Raw genomic sequence first — 21,237 nt, forward strand, 5'->3', positions numbered from 1 at the left:
AAATCCCGATTGGTGTAGTATTCTTTATAATTTTATGTACCCTTTTTGCGCCGAGACTTCAGGATGTTCAAAGCGGGCCATGGCTGTACGCATGGTGTGGAATCCGAGTTTGGTGTAGAATCCTTCCTTGCCTGGAACTGACCACAGGATGACGCTTGGTGTTTTGAGTCGCGCCAGTATTTCCTGCATCACGGTGCGCCCCAGTCCATTGTCTTGATATTCAGGAAGGATGCAGAGATCATAAATCACGGATTGGTACACGCCGTCCGAAAGCGCTCGCCCCATGCCTATCAGTTTCTCTCCATTCCATGCGAAGCAGACGAGAGTCGAGCTTTCGAAAGCTTGCTCAAGTCGGGCTGCTTCACGGACTCCAAGCTCTGTCTTTTCAAAGATGCTTGCAGCCGTTTGCCAGTCAACGCCTGTGGTGGAAAAGGTCAGTTGGTACTCCAAGCCTATACCGCTTCCCACCAGGAACGCATCCGGATTATTTCCTTGTTGTCGGAAGTGCGGATCAGAGAATGCAGATAGGTGGACTCGTCACCTTCGGCTGTCTCCTTCGAGCAGGAGGAGGTGTACTCATCGCCCGGATGGGACTCTGCCCGGAACTGAACGTCGACACCCATGCAGCGATTGGATTCGATCCATTCCTGGGGGATGGATTCGAGGCAGAATTCCACATAGCGGACATTGTTGACGTGGCGGTTGATGTCCATGTCTGAACGCCGAGCCGTCAGGGTGGTGCTATGCGTACCGTCCTTGAGCCGGGTGATCGCCTTGGTGGGGAAGGTCAGGGCGCGTTCCCGTTCCGGGATGAACCGGTCATCAAGGACGGTTTCGGGCTTGTCTGCGCGGCGGGTTTCGAGGTTCAGTACGACCCAGGATGTGGTGCCACGTCCGATGATGCCGTTGTCGTCTTCAAGAATGAAATCGCGGAGTGCCACAAGCCGCTCGTTGGCCGACGGCCATGTCGTGATCTTGATTGATTCCCCGTACACGGGCAGGCGCTGCATGCGCAGGTGGAGTCGGGCCAGAACCCACACGTGGCCGGTGGCTTCCAGATCGTGGAATCCGAATCCGAGGGTCTCGGCGTGGCGGGAGGCAATGTCCTGAAGGTGGTTGCACGGTGATGTGATGGCAACGTGCCCATCAGGTCGGGGTTCATAGGAGCGGATGGTGTATTGCTGTTCGAATGTGAGTTTTTCCATGATGGTACTTTCCCTGGTCTGAGGAAGTGGATTTATCGAGCTGAAATGGAATTAGCCGAGGAAGTTCTTGATTCCCGTGAAGACAATCTGCGCAGCCATGGCTGAAAGTACCAGACCGGTGATTTTGGTCAGGACGGACAAGCCCATGGTGCCGATGAGTCGTTTGATGGCCGGAGCGATGAAGAGCATGACGCCGACGGTCAGACATGCTGTGACCAACGACGCGGCGCCGATCAGTTTCTGTGTGGTACCGCCCAGTTCCGCACCAAGAATGAGCAGGGTACCGATGGTGGCCGGTCCTACGGTGATGGGAATGGCAAGGGGGACCACGGCAACGTCGGCATCGTCATCGGGTTCCGGCTTGGTGCGCTTGCCCGAGACCAGCGACACAGCCGAAAGGAAAAGCAATCCTCCAGCGCCGATGCGGAAACCGTCAAGGGTAATGCCCAGTGTGGCAAAAATGGGGTTCCCGGCAAAATAGAGAATCAATGCGATGACCAGAACCGAGAACATAGTGCGGATGGCCAGTTTTCGCTGCTCGTGGACGTCCATCCCTTCGATGAAAGAAAGGAAAACCGAAAGCACAAAAAAGGGCGTCAGCAGAAAGAACAGTTTGATGTACAGGGATATATAGAGATTGATCATAGGTAATTACTCCGGATTGCCATGCCGGTTTTCGTTTATTGAGAAAGGAGGCTGCGCCTCGGACAGAAGAAATTCGTTGTGGACGATTATTGTTTCAATAGCTGCTCGGCCAGTGCATCGCCTTGTTCGCCGCCGCCGGACATTCGGGACAGTTCCTGTTTTATCTCATCCCCATCCAGTCGTTTGCAGCGAGTGAAGGTCTCGTCATTGATCACTTCCTTCTGGATGAGGAAGTGACGGTCCGCTTTACCTGCCAGTTGCGGCCAGTGGGTGATGAGCAACATCTGCTGCCGGTCAGCCAGTGTTCGGAGCTTTGCGCCCACAGAGTTGAGCGTCATTCCGCCAATCCCGGCGTCCACTTCATCAAAGATAAGTGACGGCAGTGCGTCGTGGTCGTTGTCCTCTTCGCGGCGCATGGTCACGAGGGCCAGCAGGAAGCGGGACAATTCACCGCCCGAAGCAATCTTGTCCAATGGCTGGGCGGTCTGTCCCGGGTTGGGAACCCACATCAATCGCCCGCGCAAATCTTCGCAGCCCGGATAAAGCTCACGGGTTTCAAAATCAAAATGTACTTTGACGTGTTCGGAAAAACCCAGATCGGTCAGTTCATCAACGATCCGGATCGACAGGGTTTTCGCCGCCTTTTTGCGTGCCTTGTTCAGTGTCTCCAGCACGGCAGACAGTTCTTTGGCAGCCTTACTTTCTTCGGTGGAAAGATTCTTGAGGTCCAACGCGCAGGCATCCAGAAACGAGAGATTGGTTTCGATCTCTTCCTTCAGGTTGACGATCTCATCCAGCCCCTTGCGCAGTTTGCGTTTCAGTTTCGCCAACTCGAAAAGACGTTCCTCGATATCATCAAGGCTCATGGTTTCATCTTCATCGCCCAATCCTTTCGGCCCTCTGCGCAGGCGGGAATCGAGGTCGTGGAGCATCATCCGAAGTTCTTCGATGGCGTCCCGATCATCCTCAAAGCCGGGAAACATGCGTGCAATGATCTCCATCTCACGGGTCAGGAGGGTCATGGCATCGAGCAGTCCGACTTCTCCGTGCAGGACATCCAGCGCATTTTGCAGACATTCACCAGCCCGTTCCTGAGCCTTCAACGCCTTTTTGCGCTCTTCAAGGTCGTCTTCTTCGCCGGGCATGGGGTCGACCTTCTCGATTTCCTTTTTCTGGTATTCGAGGAAGTCCCGCTGTTTTTGCACCTCGTCATATTTTTCGAGGAGTTGCCTTTTGCGTTCCAGCACATCCTGCAAGGTGGCCAGTTTTTCGTTTCGCTCGATCACCAAGCCGGGATCGGGCAGAAACGAATCAAGGATTTCTGCCTGAAACGAAGGTGAAAGAAGTTTTTGCTGTCCGTGCTGGCTGGTGTGGATAACGAGCTTGGATCGCATGTCACGAATGGTGGGCTGCGAAGAAAGGGTGTCGTTGATGTAGACACGGCTTCGTCCCGTAAGAGCGGACAGTTCGCGGCGGATGACCGTTTCTCCTTCGGGCAGGACAAACAGGGCCTCGACCGAGGCTTTTTCGGTGCCGGGGCGGACCAGCTTGGCTTCCATGCGTTCGCCCATGAGGAAGTCGACGGCGCGCATGATAAATGACTTACCCGCACCGGTTTCACCCGTGAGCGTGTTCAAGCCGGGAGAGAATTCCAGCTCAACGTCGTCTATCAAAGCAAGATTGCGAATACGAAGCACTTCCAGCATGTCATACCAGCCTAATGAAATAGTTGCGCGCGGTCCCGAGTGCGTAGTTCCTGCGGCAGCGCGTGAAGGAAATCAAGGTAGCGGTCATCCTTATACACCACGGCGGCGCGGTGTAAAAGGGGCGAAAGCCGCAACAGGTGGAAATTTTTCTCATCCTCGGTCAATTCCGTGTTCTGCTCCAGGCGCGTCATCGCATGATCGAGTGCATCTTTCAACGGCACACCCGCCCCGGATCGCCAGTGCCAGAGATCGATTCCAAGGGACTCGCCAGCAGTGGCCAGCGTATGAAAGGCCTCCAGATTGAGCAACGTGGCTTCCAGCGGGTCAGCCTGCGACATGACGTGCGGCATGCTCCCATCCGGTTGTATGAGCCACTCGATGCGTCTGGGGGTGACGGTTCCGACAATGGACCGTGCAAGGTTCTCTTTGCCTATGAGCATGGCGAATACCGTCAGTTGGGCATCAAACCATGTGCCGTTGGCGTCCTCCATGGCAGATACCTGTCGGCCCTGTGGCGAGCGTTGCAGCCAGTCGACGTAGTCTTCAAACCACGCCTCGAACTTGTTGGAAACAGCAGCACTCCATGCTCGCGAGGGCTCCAGCAGACGGGCCGCATCCGCAATGGTGATCAGCAATCTTGTCTCGGTGATTCCGGTCGGGGAGGCTATCCACCTTCCTGCTCGCTTACCCGGACGCATATGCGCAAATTGGAGGTTCGGTTCCATGCGGGTGGCAGAATCGCAGAGCCAGGCCCATATGAGCGCAGTTCCTTTGCCAGCATACTCTTCGTTGCCAGTCATGTACCACGCCTGTGCGAGCGTTATGGCGTGCCGTGTCCCCCGTTCCATCCGTGCGTAATCAAACCGGTCGCTATCGGCTTCCGGGTTCCGCTCGCCAGGACGATGGACGTAGGGGATGCTATGGAAGGCCTTGTCGTTCGGCCACCAGTCCGGTGCCAGGGACCAATAGTCATGCAGATCCCCTTTGGGCGGTGGTGTCGGCTTGAGAACCACGGACTCCACCGGTGCATCAAGCGCATTGTCAGCATCAATCAGCAGTTGCTGGTACGCCTCCATGATTTCGGGGTCACGTTGCAAAGTGCGCTCTTTGGCAGTCTGCAATATCTGTGGCGACAGAACAATCGTCTTTGGCGTCCTGGCCGCCACAGCCACTGTCGTCGTCAGAAGGACGAACAGTGACAGTGTCAGGGCCGAAAGACGTTTGCGCATGGCTACCGCTTCAGATTTTTTACCATTTTCAGCATGTTGTAGACAACGACCGGCCCCCCGGCGACATCGTCGGAAAGGAACTGGGACGCGCGTCTGAAGCGCATCTTTTTGAGAAATTCCAGTGCGTTGGTGTTGCTTTCATAGCAGTAGATGGTCATGGTCGGATATCCCCAGGAGCGGTACTCTTCCTCGACCCATTCGATCAGAGCGCGACCGGCTCCCTGTTCTTCGTAGTTCGGATCAACCCACAGTTCCTCGATGAAATTGTCTTCATACGTGACGAATCCCACGATTCGGCCCATGATCTCAACGATTCCGGCGCGTTCAAGACCTTTTCTGATGGCCTGTTCCGGTTTGTTGGAATCGAACCACTCCCGTACGTGTGCTTCGGGGAGAAAGTGCGCATGATTGGCGGCAAAGGCGTCGCGCATGATCTGTTCCATGATGAATACATCGTCTTCAGTTGCCGGTCGTGTATGTAATGAACTCATTGTTTTAACCTCGGATCGAGCCAGTCACGAAGGGACTCGCCCAGTAAGTTGTACCCCAGTACGGTGAAAAGGATGGCCAGGCCCGGGAATACCGACAGCCACCACGCTATGCCGAGGACCTCTTTGCCCTCAAGCAACATGTTGCCCCATGAGGCGTCAGGCGGTTGTACGCCAAGCCCCAGAAAAGACAATGACGATTCGGTCAGGATGGCTCCTGCCACGCCAAGGGTGGCCGATACCAGTACCGGCGCCATGGCATTGGGCAGGATATGGCGAAATATGATGCGCGTCGAACCGGCTCCGGCAGCCCGTGCTGCGAGCACATAATCGCGCTCGCGAATGGACAGGGTCTCGGCGCGGACAAGGCGGGCCACGCCCATCCAGCCGGTCAGTCCGATGACGATCATGATGTTGGTCAGGCTCGGCTCAAGGAAGGCGATGACCGCGAGGATCAGGAAGAACGACGGGAAGCAGAGCATGACGTCAACCCCGCGCATGATGATCTCATCGACAATTCGTCCGAAATAGCCGGATATCAGGCCGAGGACCAGTCCGATGGAGGTGGCGATACCCACTGCCACAAAGCCCACCCAGAGCGAGACTCGTCCGCCATAGAGGATGCGGGAAAACACATCGCGCCCCAGTGCATCCGTGCCCATCAGGTGGGTCAGGGATGGCGGCTGGAGCAGGGCGTCCACGTTGATGAAATTGGGATCGAACGGTGCCAGCAATGGCGCGAATACCGCAGCCAGCGACATGGTGCCGACGATGAATGCACCGAGGAAGAGCAATGCGTGACGCAGCCAGGCCGGTGTGCGCTTTATGGGGCGACGCTTCATCCTTTCCTCCCCTGGCCTATGCGGATGCGCGGATCGGCAAGACCGTAACCCACATCAGCCAGCAGGTTGCCGATGAGCGTGAGCACGGCGCCCAGAACAAGGCTGCCCATGATGAGCGGGTAGTCGCGGGACATGACCGCCTGATAGAAAAGTTGCCCCAGTCCCGGCAGCGCGAAAATTGACTCGATGATGACCGATCCGCCGATGAGCGAAGGCACGGACAGCCCGAGGATGGTGATGACCGGCATGAGGGCATTGCGCAGTGCGTGCTTGAAGAGAACCACATGGCTGGGCAAGCCCTTGGCCCGTGCTGTCATGATGTAGTCCTGTCGCAGGACTTCGAGCATGGACGAGCGCATGAAACGCGACATGCCCGCCCAGGAGCCGGAAGTGTAGATGAACACCGGCAGGATGAGGTGTTTTGCCATGTCCCAGACTTTTTCAACGGGTGACATGGACTCGTAGCCCAGGGATGTCAGGCCGGAAATGGGCAGGATGGGCCAGTTGATGCCCAGCCAGAGCATCAGCAGCAGGGCCAGCCAGAATCCCGGCATGGCAAAGCCGATAAAGACGACCACGGTGGAAATTTTGTCAAAGGCACCACCTCGCCACCAGGCAGCAGCTACACCCACCGGAACGGCTATGAGCAGTGTCAGGACCAGTGATGCGACGTTCATGCCGAAGGTCAGCGGTAGCCGTTCCTTGATCTTGTCCCATACGGGGCGGTGGTCGCCGGACATGGATTGGCCGAAATCGAGGTGCACGAGCCGGTCGAGCCAGTTGATGTATTGGATGTGCAGGGGGTTATCGAGGCCGTACAGCTTTTCCAGTTGCGCACGCGCCTCCATGCCCGCTTCGGGGTTGAGCGTTGTCTGGAGATCGGTCGGCGATCCCGGAGCAAGGTGGATGACCCAGAAACTGATGACAGTGATCCCGAGGAAAACCACTCCCACCCATAGAAGTTTCAGTAATATTCGTTTGATAACTTGGGCCATATACTCTCCGTGTTGTGCCAACCGTCCGTATTTCTTACAGCAAGGAGCGGGGCGAATCAATGCGGCTAATCAATAAAGTGGCGGGTGGTCTCCTCCACGTGTCCTGGTTCCCAAAAAGTGCCCTCTTACCCATATTTCATGATGTGGTAGGGTAGGTGCATCAATAATCGATTTCACGCCATAGCGAGGTAGTATATCATGTTGCAATTCAAGGTAGACACGGAAAAGTGTATAAAATGTGAGCAGTGTGCGAAGGACTGTTTGTGGGGAGTCATCGAGATGGATGAATACCCGGTCATCCCTGCCGAGCGGGAGTCGTCGTGCATAGAGTGTCAGCACTGTCTGGCGGTATGTCCCACAGCAGCTCTGTCCATTTTGGGTAAGGACCCGGAACAGAGCCTGCCCCTCAAGGATGCATTCCCGACACCCGAATCCATGGAACGACTCATTATGGGACGTCGGTCTACGCGCCGTTACAAGAAAGAGGGCGTGGACCCGAAGCTCATTCACCATCTGCTTGAGATTACCTCCCACGCTCCCACTGCGGTCAATCAGCGAAACACGGTGCTCACCCTGATTGATGATCCCGTGGCCATGGATCGTTTTCGCAAGGAAGTGACTGAAGCTGCGTTGCAGGTGGCCCGTGAAGGCAAGATTCCGCCTGAACTCAAGCGGATGGAAAAGTATCTGGAAGGGTGTGCAAAAGGGTATGACATCATTTTCCGCAATGCCCCGCACCTGTTGGTTGCGTCGGCTCCACCGGACACGTATTCTCCGCAGGCGGATTGCCATATCGCAATGAGTTACTTTGAACTTCTTGCCAATAGCCACGGCATTGGTACCGTGTGGAATGGCATTTTTCGAGTAGTCGCCACCGGTCTGGTGCCGGAAATCGGCGCCAAACTCGGCATCCCCGAGGATCATCAGATCGTCTGTGCTATGTCGTTCGGCCTGCCGGATGTAAAGTATCACCGAACAGTCCAACGCCCGGGCGGAACCATCCGTCGCGCCGAAGTATAGCGTTGCAGAACTGGCAACAGAAAGAATGCAGAAAAAAAATGGTGTTTTGCTGTTGACATCTGACACAAACTTGGAATAAACACACTCCACCCAACGACGTGGGGCTGTAGCTCAGTTGGGAGAGCGCTTGAATGGCATTCAAGAGGTCGTGGGTTCGATTCCCTCCAGCTCCACCACAAGAAAGTTAAGGGTTTCAAGTGAATACTTGGAACCCTTTTTCCGTGTCTTATGGCGGATTTCAGGAATATGTCCGCTATGTGTCCGCAGGTTCCGACGGGCCGTTTTCGGTGCCGGTCATGGCATAACGCTGTGCCAAGCGGTTTTGCGGGGTGTTATCCATCACCCCTTCAAGGTGGCTGTACCTGTCTGTCATGCGCAGGGTCTTGTGGCCGATCATGACGTTGGTCTCCTTGAGCGTGCTGCCGGACAACAACACGTTGGTGCAGTATGTGTGGCGATGGTCATGGAAGTGCAGATCGTTGAAGTCATGATCTTTGCACAGGTTTGACCATGCGGTGTCGATTGACTTGAACGGGGTGCCGTCCATGTGGCCGATCACGAAATCGCCTTTGGCCTTCACTCCGCGCTTTTTCCGATATTTTGCGACATGCTCGAATCGAGCGATGAGCGCATTCCGGGTCCGGGGCATGATTTGGTGTGATCGGGTGACACCGTTTTTAGTGCGGTGGAATGTGATGCGGTTTTCATCAAGATCGATATCTGAGCATTTCAATGCCAGTATTTCCTGTGTGCTGCATCCATGTTCCACGGCCAGCAGGATTGCCAGTACCATGTAATGCTTTGCCCTGCGTTGGGCTGCCGCTTTAAGCAGCGCGTCGACTTCAATGGGCTTCTGGGCGTTTTTTCTTTCGCTGTCCTTTTCCGACAGATATGGGATGGATTTTGCCACATCCTTATCTATCAAGCCGTGCCGTTCTGCTTGTGCGAATACTTGTTTGATGACAAACAGTCGGCGATTCGCAAGCACGTTGCAGTTCTTGCCTTCTTCGCCCTTGGCGATCAGCTTTGCCTTGGTCGCTTCGGCTATACCGATGCGGTAATCCCGGATGGTGTCCTCATCAATGTCGTGGAGCAGAGTGTGCTTCCATTTCTTCAGGACAGGGGCAAGCAGGTAGCCATATCCAGAATGACTTTCTGTACCAATCTTCCCTTCCCCCAGTTTCCGGTCCCATTCCGCCTGACACAGCAGGGCCCCCTGCCCGAAGGTGGGCAGGGACTGCTGTTTGGGTTGCTTTGCTTCCTTGGTCGGCAATTTGCCGCTATCAATCAGGGTTCGCACCCTGTTGACTTCTTCCTGGGCCAGGTCTTTCCGTCGGTACGTCTTGTGGTATTCCTTCTTGCCCGTTTCCGGGTCTTTGTAGTGAATGACGTACGCTTTTCCTTTTTTCAGCGAACGTGTCGCGATAGTGACTGTAGCCATGTCGCTATGCCCCCTTCGGACTGTTCGCCGCCAAGCTTCTTCTTCGATTTTCAATGAACGACAGCAGATCCTTTTCAAGGACCAACCGTCTTGACCCTACCGCGATACAAGGAAACGCGCCAGAATTGATCAGGCGGGAAATCGTTGCACGGTGAACCCGCAGGATACGGGCGACTTCGTTGATTGTTAACAACTTCGGTTCATTTGTCATTGTTAAGGGCTCCATAGGACCGTACGTAAAGCCTCCTACCGCTTGCGCGTACCCGTCTGGTTCCCCTTGGGTTGAGATGGTTATTGGAAAAACTCTGCCAACCCTTAAGTCTGACACCATGAGGGTTTTCCGAGTCAAGAGCGAGACCATAGGAAAAAAGAGCGAAAGTGAAGAAAAGGGACCGAAAGATGGAAGAAGGCCCCTGCCAGCATAGGCTGACAGGGGCCAATTGGTAACGCAGGGCGTTGGGCTAGGGCTTGAGCATGAGGATAGCGATGATACCGAACACGAGTGCCATGGCGATGAGCGCCCACAGGTTTGCGATGTCGGTTTTCCCGGAATGCATGAGGAACTTGTATCCAGACAATTTCTTGAACAGGCCCTGAGCTTCTTCCCAGCCCTCATCGGTGGCAGCCTTTTCCGAGATGTCCTTGTTGTTGATCAGGATACGACGGATGGCCTTGAGCATGATGTCGCCATGCTTCATTTCAGCCTTTTTTGCCCTTTTCCGACAAAGTTCCATGTACTTCTTGTCCCCAAAGGCTTCAACGCTCTGCTCGAAGAAGTGCCGGTTCAGTTCGATGCCGGTGTAGTGGCGGCCGGAATGATAGCATGCGCGACCGATGGCACCGGTTCCGGCGCAGAGATCAAGGACATGAGCTTCTTCGGAAACAAGTCGATTGATCCATCGGACAAGCATCTCGATCGGTTTCTGAGTGCCATGAACTTTCACCATCTTCCCTTCCACCGGATCGAATTCCTTGAGGGGTTCGTTGCCTGAGCAGATAGGGGAGATGACCGCATTCCAGTGGTTGGCTCGAACATGGAGCGTCGATCCCTTGCGCCAGGCAATAACGATGTTTTCCTTGGCATTGGTCAATCCGATCCTTTTCGGGTCGGGGTTGGTCTTGATCCAAACTCCATCACGGACACCGCCGTCGAAGTATTGCGCCAGGATAGTTTCCAGGCGCTCAAGTTGGGTCGATGCGCAAAACGTGATGAAGATACCGTTGTGCTTCAGGGCTTTTGCCGCCAGTTTGACGAGCTCTTCAACGTCGAAGGGATCTTCGTCGAACTCGGCACCTTTATATCCGATGAGCACGTTGTAAGGGATGTCAGTGAAGACGACATCGTAGCTGCCCGGCGGGCAGTTTCTCAGGAATTCGAACGAATCGCCATTGATGAATCTGCACGTTACGCCCAGCTTGGGATGGGTGTAGGTGAATTCTTTGGCCGATTTTTCGATGGGATGCTCTTTGGTGAGCGAGACATTAGTCGACATGCTGTCCTCCTTGCGGAAGTCAGTGCCTACCGTGGGGCTGGTTTAATGTCGTAGCCCAACGACATTGACTGTGTAGACGGTTAATGGAAGTGCACCACAATGGTGCGGTGGTTCAATGGGTAGTCAATGCGAATTTTTATAACCCTTAGTCTGTTTTGACTTTTTTGTCAAGCAGAATTTGATTGGCAAGTCAGTATGTCAAGTTTTACTGAATCGATATGGAGTTTCCCAGACGACGACGGTGCAACGGCAAATTGCAAGGTAAGGGCTCATCCCGCAACGAGGAAAGGCATTCCGGTGGGACTAGTCGAGTTGATCGAAATTATGGGTCAACATGGGGGAATCGACCATGTAGCCGGTCAGCACCCTGGACCCGATGCACATGCAAACGCCAAACATGACAGGGGCGGCATCTCCGGCATTGAGGGAGATCATGGTGGTCAAGGCGGCCATGAATGTTCCGCAGATGCTGACAAGAGCAAGAAACATGGGCATCCGCCTGGGGCAGTCCCAGTGCCCTGCCAGCGACCAGGCGAACATCGGCAGGGTTAGCAGGGTCGGGCTGACGGCGTACCAGATGGAGCTGCCATGGCCGACGCCGAGTCGGATGGCGAAAACCGAAAGTAGGCTTACAAAAAGGGCGAACCAAGATGCGATGTTGATCCGTGTGATACCCATGTTAGTCCTCCGGGGGGGTGAGCGGCATGATAGTGGACAGAGGGACTTCGGTTCCGTACCGGACCATATTTTCGGCGTTGAAAATGCAAATGTCTGCGGCTTCGGATCGGCTTCGGCCCCAGTCTTTCGCCAGTTTGTTGAGATATTTCCGAATTTTGACTGGCATAACAAACTGGACCGAGACGCATTTGTCTCGAGGAATGTCCAGTGTACAGTGATTGGGATTGTGGTACGTTAACCGGATGCTCGAATAGAGGGCGGTGGGCTTCTGGATCCCGTTCTCAGCCCAGCGGTTCAGGGTGTTACGCGAGCGTTCGCACAGAGCCAAGCCCACCTTAATGGTCTTCTTTTTAAGTGATACGATTGTGTCTGGCATGCCGGTCTCTTTACATGTTGTGGACAGGGCCGTCCAACGGCTGGTCGCTTTATGCGCCGAACTTGGCCCGGATGATGTTGACCCACTCGGAGTAGTTGGTTTCCTTGTTGTCGATCCACCACTTGGCTTCCGTGGCCAGGGACAGGACATCCAGAACTGCCTGTTCTCTGCCCTGCGGGACGCAGCGGGTGGTCTCCAGTGCGGCGCGATGCCGGATAGCCTCCGCATAGGCCACCTGAGCGGACGTACCGGCCAGTGTCGGCAGCCTCCATTCAGCCGTTTTGTATAGCGGCAGCTTTGCATTGCTCGGCGAACAAGGCATCATCCTTGGCCTTCTGGCACTTCTTGCACGGGAAGCCTTCCCGGTGCTTGATCTGGCGCTGTACGCTGTGAGTGGGACCGTACAACCTGTACTTCATGATGTGCCCGCAGTTATGTCTGACTTCTTCCATTTATCTTTCCTTTGGCGGCAGACTGGCCGCTCATCAGTGGGGAGTTATTCGGCGCAAGCGTTACGCAGGTCGTACATAAGTTCCTTGGCGTAATCGAGGGTACAAACAGCCATCTGGCTTTCATCAGATTTGTCGTTATCCATCAGCGCTTCCAGAATGTACTCACCTTCGTCGCCCAACTCGGACAAACTGTATGGGGTGTCGCGTAGGTCAGTGTGCAGCATGCCGTCCTGAATCCAGAAACTCTCGCAAAAATAGTCGCCAGCATCGACCATCGCCACCCCGTGCGATTCCACCATGATGCCGTAGAGTTGCAGCTCGTGCTCGAGAAAATCGCCAGCCTCCTCGTCGTTGTCAAAATCAAATTCACCGACGAAGTTGCTGCCGTCCCAGTGCTCGTCAAAACAGGCGTGGATGCGGCTCAACATCCCCATGTTCTCATCAACCCATTCGGCCAGGGCGAATGCATCTGCATCGTAGTTGACTTGGTACACGCCAACGAGCCCATGCCACTCTTCTGACGACCAGGAATTCATCTGGTGCTGAGCGATAGTGACGACGTCAATGCTGCCGTCACGCCAATCGATCTGGAGTCGGACAGATTCAGGCTCGGCGCGATTCTCTAGCCTGTCGTGGACGAAAAAGTCTGTCGCCGACTCCGGCTCAAAATCACGCGACATGTTGTTGATGTTCTCGTTGTTGTTTTCCATTTTTCATTCTCCTGCATATTGGGGGGTCGCGACGTTCTTCTTCGTTGCTTTCGGTATTGTGATCTAATCACAACGACATTGCCTGTGTCAAGGGCCTTCTGTGGACTTAGAGAAAGATGAATAATCAAGGTCTGTTGGAGTGATTTCAAGACAGAGGGGGAAGAAGAAGCCACCCAGGAGGCGGGGCAAAAGGGGTAGGGCTTTGGGACGCGTGTGCCGATTTCTGTGCATTTATTGTCGAATCACAACTTGATGCGACCGGACCAGTCGCTCGGATGTTTGGCTGCCGTGATTACCAATCCGCTCAGTAGCGGGGCGCAGGTATATCTGCTGGAGGTTGCGTTGCGGGACAGGAACAAAACCATGTCACTTTCTTCAGCAAGGGTGGGATTCAAATCTGACAGGATTGGGCGGCGGTCCGCACGCTCCTCGACCTTCCTAGACAGTTGAGACAAGGCGACGACCGGAACATCCAGATTCTCGGCCAGCCTTTTCAGGCCGGTGGCCGCCTTGCTGACCTCGTCGGCAGGGGCCTTCTGTTCTTCGCCTGAACGCAGAAGCTGGACGTAATCGACGAGGATAATGCCGAGCGTCGGCATACCGGCTACGATCTGGCTGCAGCGTTCCGCCAACTCCAGCAGGGATAATCCCGGGGTGTCATCGATGATGGTCGGAGTACGAGATAGCCGGTCGCCCGCTTGGCGCAGGTAACTGCGATCAGCATCGGTCAACTCATCTTCAGCAACATTCTTCAGGTCCGTACCGGATATTGCTGACAGAATTCTCACGGTGAAATAGTCGGCGCTTTCTTCCATAGAGAAGGTTGCCGAAGCCACCGGGTTGGCTGCTAGCGCAGATGTTCCAGCAATGATGTTGGCTGCTACCGTCGTTTTACCTGTGCTCGGTCGACCGGCGATCGTGATCAAGTCCCCTTTACGGAACCCGCCAATCTTGCGGTCAAGGGCCGGAATACCTGTCATGACCCAATCGGCCGCATCGGTGACCGGTTCGCCATTGTAGAACTTGCCGAGCACATCTGGGACGATGTCGCGGATGTGCGTGTGTGTTTTTCTTCTCATGCAAAGGATCGTGCTCTGACAGGACGGGTTTGTCCACTCCGCCTCAAGACCCGGGTAGGGAACGTCCCAAAGGGTACCCAGGAAGGCCGAATCCGGTGGGGAAACACCGTTTTTTGACGAGAATCAATCGAAAAGACGGAATCGGTGTCGCCTTTGAAAACGACATCTGTTTCAGGGAAATGGTCGTTTTTTGCGAAAAAACGCTATTTTCAAATCGGAAGATTCAGGGATCTTTTAAGGCAATGGCAGGATCTATAAGTAAAGGATCCAAAAGATTGTCAGGAACTGTCTGAACAACCTTCGAACAAGTCGAATCCGATAAACCGAAAGTCGTTGGCGCACAACGCACGACAATCTTTCCCTACGCCGAAAATACCGCTCCCAACCATTGCTGCCCCGCAGTCGGACGATCCGGCTTGCTCCTTCCCATCCCCAAAAGATGAAAAAGGAGAAAAAAGATAAGGAGTCCAAAAAACTGAAGAGAATGCTGGGCTCTCTCGCGGAACCGCGCGATAATGCAATTCGGATTAAAGGGAAAACCAAGGAGCAAAAAATGGAAACGATTTTGATGATTTTCCCGGCGGCCTACTTCGCTTTTCTGATTGGCATTGCCGTGTTCTTCGGTGGTGGGGAAAGCTGCCGGACCATCACGAATGGTCGCCGGAAAGAGGAAGGGTCTGCCGAGCTTTTCAACGACATCACCGATCCCGCCAAGTCATACTTGATTCAAAATATCCACCATGACAATTCCGACATGGAAGACAACTCTTTCGACTGGGACGATTCCTCATCCATGGACAGTATGTCGTCCACTTCGATGTGGGATGATTGAGTCCGGCCAGAAAGGATCAGCCGCCCCTAGCGGGGCGGCAAAGGATCCGCCCTTGCGGGCGAAGAAGAAGTAAAAGGAAATTAAAGGAAATAAAAGGATAATTAAAAAAGCTTATAAACGCAAGAAATTAGGAAGAAAATGACGACTATCGAGAAGTACGAAAGAATCGGCAGGCTGGTCGAAAACCCTACTCAACATGAGCTGGCACGGGTTTTTTTTGCAGCCTCGATTCCGGGTGGGCCGGTGAGCCTCATTGAGGATGGAATCCAGATCGAAGATCACGCCAGATACTATGCGGCGGCGGGCGGAACGGACATGGAAATCACCTCGGAGTACGTCGAGGACATCTACATGACTGTGGCGGAATTCTGCGAAATGCTGATGGAATTGGTGGATGCGGGCGGAATGGAAAGCTTCTGGCCGGGGAAGATCCGGGTGCTTTTCCATATCCAGGGATGGGATGAGATTCCTGTTAAATGACGTTTGAATCGGTGACGAGAAACAGCGGCTTCAAGGCCGCTGTTTTCTTTTTTCATTTCGTGCTCTTTTTTGCCTCAAAAAGTGGCGATTCGATTTCGCCGGGTGGTATGGTTGAAGAAATGGACTGAAACCAGTCGGTAACCATGGGAGGTACTTATTCGTGTTGAAATGACGAAGCATGCAAGGATGCGCATGCACCAGCGGGGCATTACGCCCACGACCACCCTCGCTTGCATTGTCAGCGGGGAGAAAACCCCAGGATACAATGATGCCGAACGGCATCATCTTCTGGGGTTTACTGTTGTCACACAACAGGCAGGCAAAGGTGTTAAGGTTCTTACAGTCTACGAAGGCCATTCAAGCAGACATCCACGATAGCTGGAACACCACCCGACGTGGATCATGTCACACAAAAAATTGGCCCCCTGCATTAGGGGGCCATTGCTTGTTGAAGGGGGGGAGTCTTTTTCTGGGCTATTCGGTTGCCACCAAGTCCACTCTTTCCCTGATGTGACCTTCGCCATGGTCCTTGAAATCTTGCTGGCAGCACTTCATCCTGGAAATGAGACCAGGCAATTCATCCCGACCGAATTGGTCTTGGTAAAACCGTAAGATCGACACCTCGACCATGTCGCGGCTGGGCAGAAGTTGGATGCCGTGCAATTCGATCATCGCCCGAACGCCAAAACGGTCATCAGTGACGGCCACGGGGGCGGTGGTCGGCCATACGATGCCTGCAGCCTGGATGCAGAAGGTCATCTTGTTTGAAAAGGTCACCTTCATACCTGCACAGACCATGGTGTTCACGGGTAACTCGTTTTCAGCTGTCCTGGGAACCGTGAAAGGCGGGGCTTCATCAAGATCCAGTTTTTCGTATCGGCTGCTGAACACCATCCCATGCGATCCCACCCGAAGTATGCCGTCCATTTTTCCGGTCCACATTTTGGTCTTCTTGACCTGACCAGGCCATGATTGGGGTTGGGTGTCATGTCCTGATGTGAGCGAAAGGCAGGCTTTAACCCGTTGCATCGGGCCATTGTTTTTCGGTTCGGAAAGAAATTGTGTCAACTTCATGGATATTCTCCTTTTTCTTCCCAAGATATCGCGTGGGCATTTTCACGCGCAAGTGCCTTCCGCAAATTATCGATCTTTTTCGATGGGCAAAGGGAACGGGTTGAGATCGTATAAAGAACGGCCCGCGAGGGGCCGTTCATAGGGTGGATCAATCTTGGTCCACGGGTGGTAGAGTGTGGATGTTAGCGTATCCGCAATCCTCGATGAATTCGAGGTGAAGCGAATGCTGCCCACCTGCCGTCACAAGCCATTCACGGGCATGTCCGCAGAGCCCCTCACCGACCACAGCTACCTGGTTATCCTTAGTCCTGGCGCAGTGAATGATCGTCCGCCAACCGCAATGAGGGCAGTTGACATCAATGTTTAGGATTTCATTGTCCGGGATCAAGGCGACGAGGTCATTTCGCTCAGTGAGCTTGTGCGAAGGCTTATTCATTTATTATTTCTGCCACGTTTTGCGGCTTCGGCTTTGCGAAGAAAACGAAACGCCGGAGGGGTCTGATGGTGCCGGACATGGAGGCAGTGGAAACGGCCCCCGTTGCCGTCAGGGTACTCTTTGATGCACAGTTTGAGATGAGGGCATGTCGGTGATGTGTCAATTTCATACCGAGGTCTTCCGTCACACGTCTCCCCACGGACTTTGACGGCTGTCCCGCAGTAAATGCATCGCGCTCGAAGAACCGCAGGGCCATCGTTTGGGATACGCCTCATCACCTCTGTCCTTTCCGGCATATTTTCGATTCCATGCAGCTCGTAGCCGGACCTTGCAATCGTGGCCGGGGTCAGCATGCGGTAGGTCCGCCGTCTTTGGGCCAGTACCTCGTGGTGCTCGATGTCGATAATGGATGCGATGCGACCGGTGTATTTTGCGATCTGCATTCCATGCACCGTGTCATTGAGAAGGCACTGGCCGGAGGCATCGGCAGTCAACACGGCAGGGTGGTCGACCTCGTATCCTGGCAGATTGTGGGTGTCGATCGTTCCGTATGCTTCCAGCACCCGGATGTTTCGCATCAAGTCTCTGATGTCCAATCCATCCCAGTACAAATGCCGTTGCCGAATCTGTCCGGGGATCATGTACTTGTCTTTGAGAGCGTTGACCCGCATTGCCCATTGGTACATAGGCATCCCCGGCGTTGCTATCTTGAGAAACCCCATGTCCCCGTTTATCTGTTCGGCCAGTTTCTCCGACGCGTCAAACAGCTCCGGGAACGAGCAATAGATTTCCATTTGGAAAGCATCATCCGTGTTGATTTCGCCGTTTTCCAGTGCGCCTTGGCGTTTAGATTTCCCTGTTCGCATGTTCTTCTCCCTTTTTTCTTATTGTATCGCTTTGCTGGGTGGCTGGACCTCAACGAAGCTGTCTAAGTCCACGTCTTCATCTAGCTGGAAGGTGACGGTCGTCGTGTCGTCTTTGATCGTCACAAAGTTGCGGATGCCGAGATCGTCGAGCAGCAGCACGATGTGCCGTGTCACCGGATGGAGCCGACCGCTGTCAAAAGGCGTTCTGCTCGAGTTCTTCGATTTTTTGTCGGAGCTTTTCGCCAAATCGTTCTTCCTTTTTGTTGGGGTCTATCCGCTGGCCTGTGAACAGGTCGTACACTTCGGCCTTCGTAGGAGCGGGGCGGAATTGCCTGAACAGACGAAGGGCATCCCTGGAGGCGGTTTCGGCTGGAGACCATTCATCATGTTCAAATGTAACGAAGTGAAATCCGCCGCCGTCAGGCAGGAACTCGAGCGTGATTTGCCCATCCATTTCGAGGTAGATGCGCGTGGTTAAGAATACGTCAGCAAGACAGTCCCCCTGCGTGACACAGGACGTTACGAACCGTTGCAGTTTGTCTGGATCAAGCCGAACATCCGCTCGGCGTAACAGTGTGCATTTCGAAGTCATTGCCAGCCCCCATGGTGCTGTGGTTGCGCTGGACCAAAATTGGTCCGTAACCCAAAAGCATAGCGCGAAACGTCGGGACGTCAATGGAAAAAGTTCACGATTAAAAAGAGATAAACTCTTTTCAGTTGATTCAATAGGTTGCGAGATACGTGTGTAAGGTGTGGTAGGGTAAAGAATAAGATAAGTCACTCTTTACCTGAGGAGGGAGGGGCCCTTCAAAAGATCAAAATTATTCACTGCGCGTGGTTCGAAATGGATATTTTGCAAAAGGGACTTATTCTTGCTTCTGGGTGATGAGTTAACTGACTGTTGAAAAACTCTCGCAAATTCATGACAATCCCCTGAAGCACAGGAGGACTGGATGGCGCTCGGCAAGCAGGGGAATCGGCTGGGAAAGATGTTCGTGTCGTGGGACAAGGTTCCCCGCTCGCCTGGTCACGCTTTTTATGACCGGCTTCAGCCCGAGCTGTCGAAGGTCGGTTTCGACCGGCATGTTGAAGAGCTGTGCGCTCCCTTCTACGCTTCCCGCAAGGGGGGCCGTCGATCCCTCCGGGCCGGTATTTCAGGATGCACATGGTCGGCTATTTCGAGGGCATCGACTCCGAGCGCGGCATCGAATGGCGGTGCGCCGACTCGCTTTCCCTGCGGGAGTTTCTGCAATTGGACATCGAGGAGGCCGTTCCCGACCATTCCAGCTTAAGCCACATTCGTTCCCGCCTTTCTCTTGAGTTGCACCAAGATGTTTTCGTCTGGGTGCTGGGGGTCCTTGCCGAGGCCGGGCTTGTGCGGGGCGACCGAATCGGAGTGGACGCCTCGACCATGGAGGCGAACGCCGCGATGAAGACCATCGTGCGCAAGGGCACGGGTGAGGGATACCGACAGATGCTCCACGGCCTGGCCAAGGACAGCGGCATGGAAACGCCCACGAATGAAGATCTGTCGCGCATGGACCGCAAGCGCAAGGGCAAGAAACTGTCCAACAAGGACTGGGAGTCGTCCTCCGATCCAGATGCCAAGATCGCCCGCATGAAGGACGGCCGCACCCGCCTGGCGTACAAGCCGGAGCATGCTGTGGACCTGGACTCCGGCGCTGTCGTGGCTGCGGAGATTCATCCCGCTGACGAGGGCGACACCAATACCCTGGGCAAGACGCTGAAGGCGGCCGGGGCAAACCTCTCGCGGGTCGGCATGGGGCATGTCCGGACGATCCGGCCGAGCTTGTCGCGGACAAGGGATATCACTCCTGAGCGGTGCTCAAGGAGCTGGACGGCAGCCCGTGGAAGTCGCGGATCGCCGAGCCGAAACGCAAGGGACTGAACTGGTGGCATGGAGACCACGAGGCCCGGCGGGCGGTGTACAACAACCGGATACGGCTGGGCTCCAGCAAGGGGACAGAGGCTGCGAAGCTTCGGACGGAACTCGCCGAACGGAGTTTTCAGCACACCCTAGATCGGGGCGGCATGCGCAAGACTTGGCTACGAGGTCAGGAGAATGTGCAGAAGCACTATCTGATGCATATCGCAGGCTTCAACCTCGGCCTGCTCATGCGGGAATTGACTGGATATGGCACCCTGAAGGGTGCTGCCGACGCCTGGAACTTCGTATTCGTCGGATTTGGAGCAGAAAATTGCTGGATATGGCTGGTTTTCGCCGCTTATGAAGACCGGTCAGAGGAGTGGCTGCCTTTTGCCGTCGTCAGCAGGGTCGCTGGCTGAAATCGGTTTTTTTCAACGGCCAGTTAACCTCGTTTGTGTCGACCTGCCCGTGAAAAATTGGGCCACCCCCAATGTTAGGGGTGTGTGGACAGAGTATGAACAGGGATTGTAAAGAAGAGTTGCACAGGGTGGTGTCAGGGGTGATTTGTGATGTCGATTTTTTTAACTGCTTGACAGTATAGGAGAAAAGATAGACTGTCGCTGCCCGACGGAGGAAAAAAGTGAAAAGTAAGAATATTTGTCGGCACTCGGGAGTGATTTCAAGGACTGACTGGGAGTGCTTAAACAGCCATAAATCTGCCGTGTTCTGGCTTACAGGACTCTCTGGTGCGGGAAAGTCCACGATTGCGCATGGCGTTGAGAAAGAGTTGTTTAATCTTGGCATGCGTGCAAAGGTCTTCGATGGAGACAATGTCCGGCATGGTTTGTGCGGTGATTTAAGCTTTTCTGACGAGGCAAGGGCCGAGAATACTCGCCGCATAGCTGAGGTCGCCAAGTTGTTCGTAGAAAATGGAACAATTTGCTTATGCGCCTTTATTTCTCCACTTAAAGCTGATCGGGAGCGTGTTCAGGCTATTATCGGGCCTGGCGATTATTATGAAGTGTTTATTTCATGTCCGGTTGACGAGTGTGAACAGCGCGATGTCAAGGGGTATTACAAAATGGCCCGGCAAGGGAAGATTAAGAATTATACGGGTGTTTCAGCTCCCTACGAAGCTCCCGACAACCCTGATTTAACCGTGGAAACCGCAGGGCATTCAGTAGAGGATTCCGTACAGTGCGTAGTTGCATTTATTAAATCCAAAATTGCTTCAGATGAGCTTGAGAAAGAAAACAAGAAGGCCTTGGGCGCAGATATGGCCCGGGTTGTTTAACTTAATAT

General features: G+C 54.2%; 27 protein-coding genes, 1 tRNA gene and 1 pseudogene. 7 read left to right on the forward strand and 22 right to left on the reverse strand.

Features of this window, described 5'->3' with window-relative positions:
- Positions 1–24: 24 nt before the first annotated feature.
- The 8 genes from DPRO_RS15125 to DPRO_RS15160 all read right to left on the reverse strand — a co-directional run bounded on the left by DPRO_RS15125 (position 25) and on the right by DPRO_RS15160 (position 7,110).
- Entirely contained in the window at positions 25–468 is a 444-nt protein-coding gene (locus DPRO_RS15125) for a GNAT family N-acetyltransferase (RefSeq protein ID WP_232005618.1), read from the reverse strand.
- Entirely contained in the window at positions 453–1,205 is a 753-nt protein-coding gene (locus DPRO_RS15130) for an acyl-[acyl-carrier-protein] thioesterase (RefSeq protein WP_097012811.1), read from the reverse strand. The genes DPRO_RS15125 and DPRO_RS15130 overlap by 16 nt, the downstream gene beginning before the upstream one ends.
- Before the next feature lie 51 nt (positions 1,206–1,256).
- Positions 1,257–1,850: a MarC family protein gene (locus DPRO_RS15135; protein WP_097012812.1), complete on the reverse strand. Its 594-nt coding sequence runs from the start codon at positions 1,848–1,850 to the stop codon at positions 1,257–1,259.
- 86 nt (positions 1,851–1,936) lie between these two features.
- On the reverse strand, positions 1,937–3,556 hold the full coding sequence (locus tag DPRO_RS15140) for a DNA repair protein RecN (RefSeq protein WP_097012813.1): 1,620 nt from the start codon (positions 3,554–3,556) through the stop codon (positions 1,937–1,939).
- Positions 3,557–3,567: 11 nt separating this feature from the next.
- Positions 3,568–4,785 carry an alginate lyase family protein gene (locus tag DPRO_RS15145; protein ID WP_097012814.1) on the reverse strand — a complete coding sequence of 406 codons (1,218 nt, stop codon included), beginning with the start codon at positions 4,783–4,785 and terminating at the stop codon, positions 3,568–3,570.
- A gap of 2 nt (positions 4,786–4,787) precedes the next feature.
- The gene (locus tag DPRO_RS15150; RefSeq protein ID WP_097012815.1) at positions 4,788–5,276 is read right to left on the reverse strand and encodes a GNAT family N-acetyltransferase; all 489 of its coding nucleotides are present in this window, start codon (positions 5,274–5,276) and stop codon (positions 4,788–4,790) included.
- The gene (locus tag DPRO_RS15155; protein ID WP_097012816.1) at positions 5,273–6,115 is read right to left on the reverse strand and encodes an ABC transporter permease; all 843 of its coding nucleotides are present in this window, start codon (positions 6,113–6,115) and stop codon (positions 5,273–5,275) included. Before DPRO_RS15155 ends, DPRO_RS15150 begins: the two co-directional genes overlap by 4 nt.
- Entirely contained in the window at positions 6,112–7,110 is a 999-nt protein-coding gene (locus tag DPRO_RS15160) for an ABC transporter permease (protein ID WP_097012817.1), read from the reverse strand. Before DPRO_RS15160 ends, DPRO_RS15155 begins: the two co-directional genes overlap by 4 nt.
- Positions 7,111–7,308: 198 nt before the next feature.
- Between DPRO_RS15160 and DPRO_RS15165 the strand changes: the two genes are divergently transcribed.
- Entirely contained in the window at positions 7,309–8,130 is an 822-nt protein-coding gene (locus tag DPRO_RS15165; RefSeq protein WP_097012818.1) for a nitroreductase family protein, read from the forward strand.
- A 100-nt stretch (positions 8,131–8,230) separates the two neighbouring features.
- A tRNA-Ala gene (locus tag DPRO_RS15170) sits at positions 8,231–8,306 on the forward strand.
- A gap of 77 nt (positions 8,307–8,383) precedes the next feature.
- On the opposite strand, the gene DPRO_RS15175 is transcribed toward DPRO_RS15170, so the two are convergent.
- The 9 genes from DPRO_RS15175 to DPRO_RS15215 form a co-directional block, all read right to left on the reverse strand.
- Positions 8,384–9,571 carry a site-specific integrase gene (locus DPRO_RS15175; protein WP_097012819.1) on the reverse strand — a complete coding sequence of 396 codons (1,188 nt, stop codon included), beginning with the start codon at positions 9,569–9,571 and terminating at the stop codon, positions 8,384–8,386.
- Positions 9,572–9,575: 4 nt separating this feature from the next.
- The gene (locus DPRO_RS20100) at positions 9,576–9,782 is read right to left on the reverse strand and encodes a helix-turn-helix domain-containing protein (RefSeq protein WP_157917507.1); all 207 of its coding nucleotides are present in this window, start codon (positions 9,780–9,782) and stop codon (positions 9,576–9,578) included.
- 250 nt (positions 9,783–10,032) lie between these two features.
- The gene (locus DPRO_RS15185; RefSeq protein ID WP_097012821.1) at positions 10,033–11,064 is read right to left on the reverse strand and encodes a DNA methyltransferase; all 1,032 of its coding nucleotides are present in this window, start codon (positions 11,062–11,064) and stop codon (positions 10,033–10,035) included.
- Positions 11,065–11,367: 303 nt separating this feature from the next.
- Entirely contained in the window at positions 11,368–11,742 is a 375-nt protein-coding gene (locus DPRO_RS15190) for a hypothetical protein (protein ID WP_097012822.1), read from the reverse strand.
- 1 nt (position 11,743) lies between these two features.
- On the reverse strand, positions 11,744–12,118 hold the full coding sequence (locus tag DPRO_RS15195; protein WP_097012823.1) for a hypothetical protein: 375 nt from the start codon (positions 12,116–12,118) through the stop codon (positions 11,744–11,746).
- Between the two features lie 49 nt (positions 12,119–12,167).
- Positions 12,168–12,443: a hypothetical protein gene (locus DPRO_RS15200; protein ID WP_157917508.1), complete on the reverse strand. Its 276-nt coding sequence runs from the start codon at positions 12,441–12,443 to the stop codon at positions 12,168–12,170.
- Positions 12,391–12,570, reverse strand: coding sequence for a hypothetical protein (locus DPRO_RS20255; RefSeq protein WP_097012825.1), 180 nt, complete (start codon positions 12,568–12,570; stop codon positions 12,391–12,393). Before DPRO_RS20255 ends, DPRO_RS15200 begins: the two co-directional genes overlap by 53 nt.
- Before the next feature lie 44 nt (positions 12,571–12,614).
- Entirely contained in the window at positions 12,615–13,280 is a 666-nt protein-coding gene (locus tag DPRO_RS15210) for a hypothetical protein (protein ID WP_097012826.1), read from the reverse strand.
- 242 nt (positions 13,281–13,522) lie between these two features.
- Positions 13,523–14,359 (reverse strand): DnaB-like helicase C-terminal domain-containing protein, encoded by an 837-nt coding sequence (locus tag DPRO_RS15215; RefSeq protein WP_097012827.1) that lies wholly within the window; start codon positions 14,357–14,359, stop codon positions 13,523–13,525.
- A gap of 439 nt (positions 14,360–14,798) precedes the next feature.
- Between DPRO_RS15215 and DPRO_RS15220 the strand changes: the two genes are divergently transcribed.
- The 3 genes from DPRO_RS15220 to DPRO_RS20760 all read left to right on the forward strand — a co-directional run bounded on the left by DPRO_RS15220 (position 14,799) and on the right by DPRO_RS20760 (position 16,049).
- The gene (locus DPRO_RS15220) at positions 14,799–15,191 is read left to right on the forward strand and encodes a hypothetical protein (protein WP_097012828.1); all 393 of its coding nucleotides are present in this window, start codon (positions 14,799–14,801) and stop codon (positions 15,189–15,191) included.
- A gap of 138 nt (positions 15,192–15,329) precedes the next feature.
- Entirely contained in the window at positions 15,330–15,671 is a 342-nt protein-coding gene (locus DPRO_RS15225; RefSeq protein WP_097012829.1) for a hypothetical protein, read from the forward strand.
- Positions 15,672–15,839: 168 nt separating this feature from the next.
- On the forward strand, positions 15,840–16,049 hold the full coding sequence (locus DPRO_RS20760) for a DUF4258 domain-containing protein (protein ID WP_097012830.1): 210 nt from the start codon (positions 15,840–15,842) through the stop codon (positions 16,047–16,049).
- A 96-nt stretch (positions 16,050–16,145) separates the two neighbouring features.
- On the opposite strand, the gene DPRO_RS15235 is transcribed toward DPRO_RS20760, so the two are convergent.
- From DPRO_RS15235 to DPRO_RS15250, 5 genes are all read right to left on the reverse strand, one after another.
- Entirely contained in the window at positions 16,146–16,745 is a 600-nt protein-coding gene (locus tag DPRO_RS15235) for a hypothetical protein (RefSeq protein ID WP_097012831.1), read from the reverse strand.
- Positions 16,746–16,893: 148 nt separating this feature from the next.
- Positions 16,894–17,181: a hypothetical protein gene (locus DPRO_RS15240; protein ID WP_097012832.1), complete on the reverse strand. Its 288-nt coding sequence runs from the start codon at positions 17,179–17,181 to the stop codon at positions 16,894–16,896.
- Positions 17,178–18,047: a hypothetical protein gene (locus DPRO_RS15245; protein ID WP_097012833.1), complete on the reverse strand. Its 870-nt coding sequence runs from the start codon at positions 18,045–18,047 to the stop codon at positions 17,178–17,180. Before DPRO_RS15245 ends, DPRO_RS15240 begins: the two co-directional genes overlap by 4 nt.
- Before the next feature lie 18 nt (positions 18,048–18,065).
- The gene (locus DPRO_RS20260) at positions 18,066–18,206 is read right to left on the reverse strand and encodes a hypothetical protein (protein WP_162291184.1); all 141 of its coding nucleotides are present in this window, start codon (positions 18,204–18,206) and stop codon (positions 18,066–18,068) included.
- A gap of 34 nt (positions 18,207–18,240) precedes the next feature.
- Entirely contained in the window at positions 18,241–18,639 is a 399-nt protein-coding gene (locus tag DPRO_RS15250) for a hypothetical protein (protein ID WP_097012834.1), read from the reverse strand.
- Between the two features lie 361 nt (positions 18,640–19,000).
- Here DPRO_RS15250 and DPRO_RS20805 point away from each other — a divergent pair.
- Both DPRO_RS20805 and cysC read left to right on the forward strand, forming a co-directional pair.
- Positions 19,001–20,354: pseudogene (locus tag DPRO_RS20805) on the forward strand (transposase).
- 221 nt (positions 20,355–20,575) lie between these two features.
- Entirely contained in the window at positions 20,576–21,229 is a 654-nt protein-coding gene (gene cysC / locus DPRO_RS15260; protein WP_097012835.1) for an adenylyl-sulfate kinase, read from the forward strand.
- Positions 21,230–21,237: the final 8 nt, after the last annotated feature.

It is taken from the genome of Pseudodesulfovibrio profundus (genome assembly GCF_900217235.1).
In the GTDB taxonomy this organism is placed as follows: Bacteria; Desulfobacterota; Desulfovibrionia; order Desulfovibrionales; family Desulfovibrionaceae; genus Pseudodesulfovibrio; species Pseudodesulfovibrio profundus.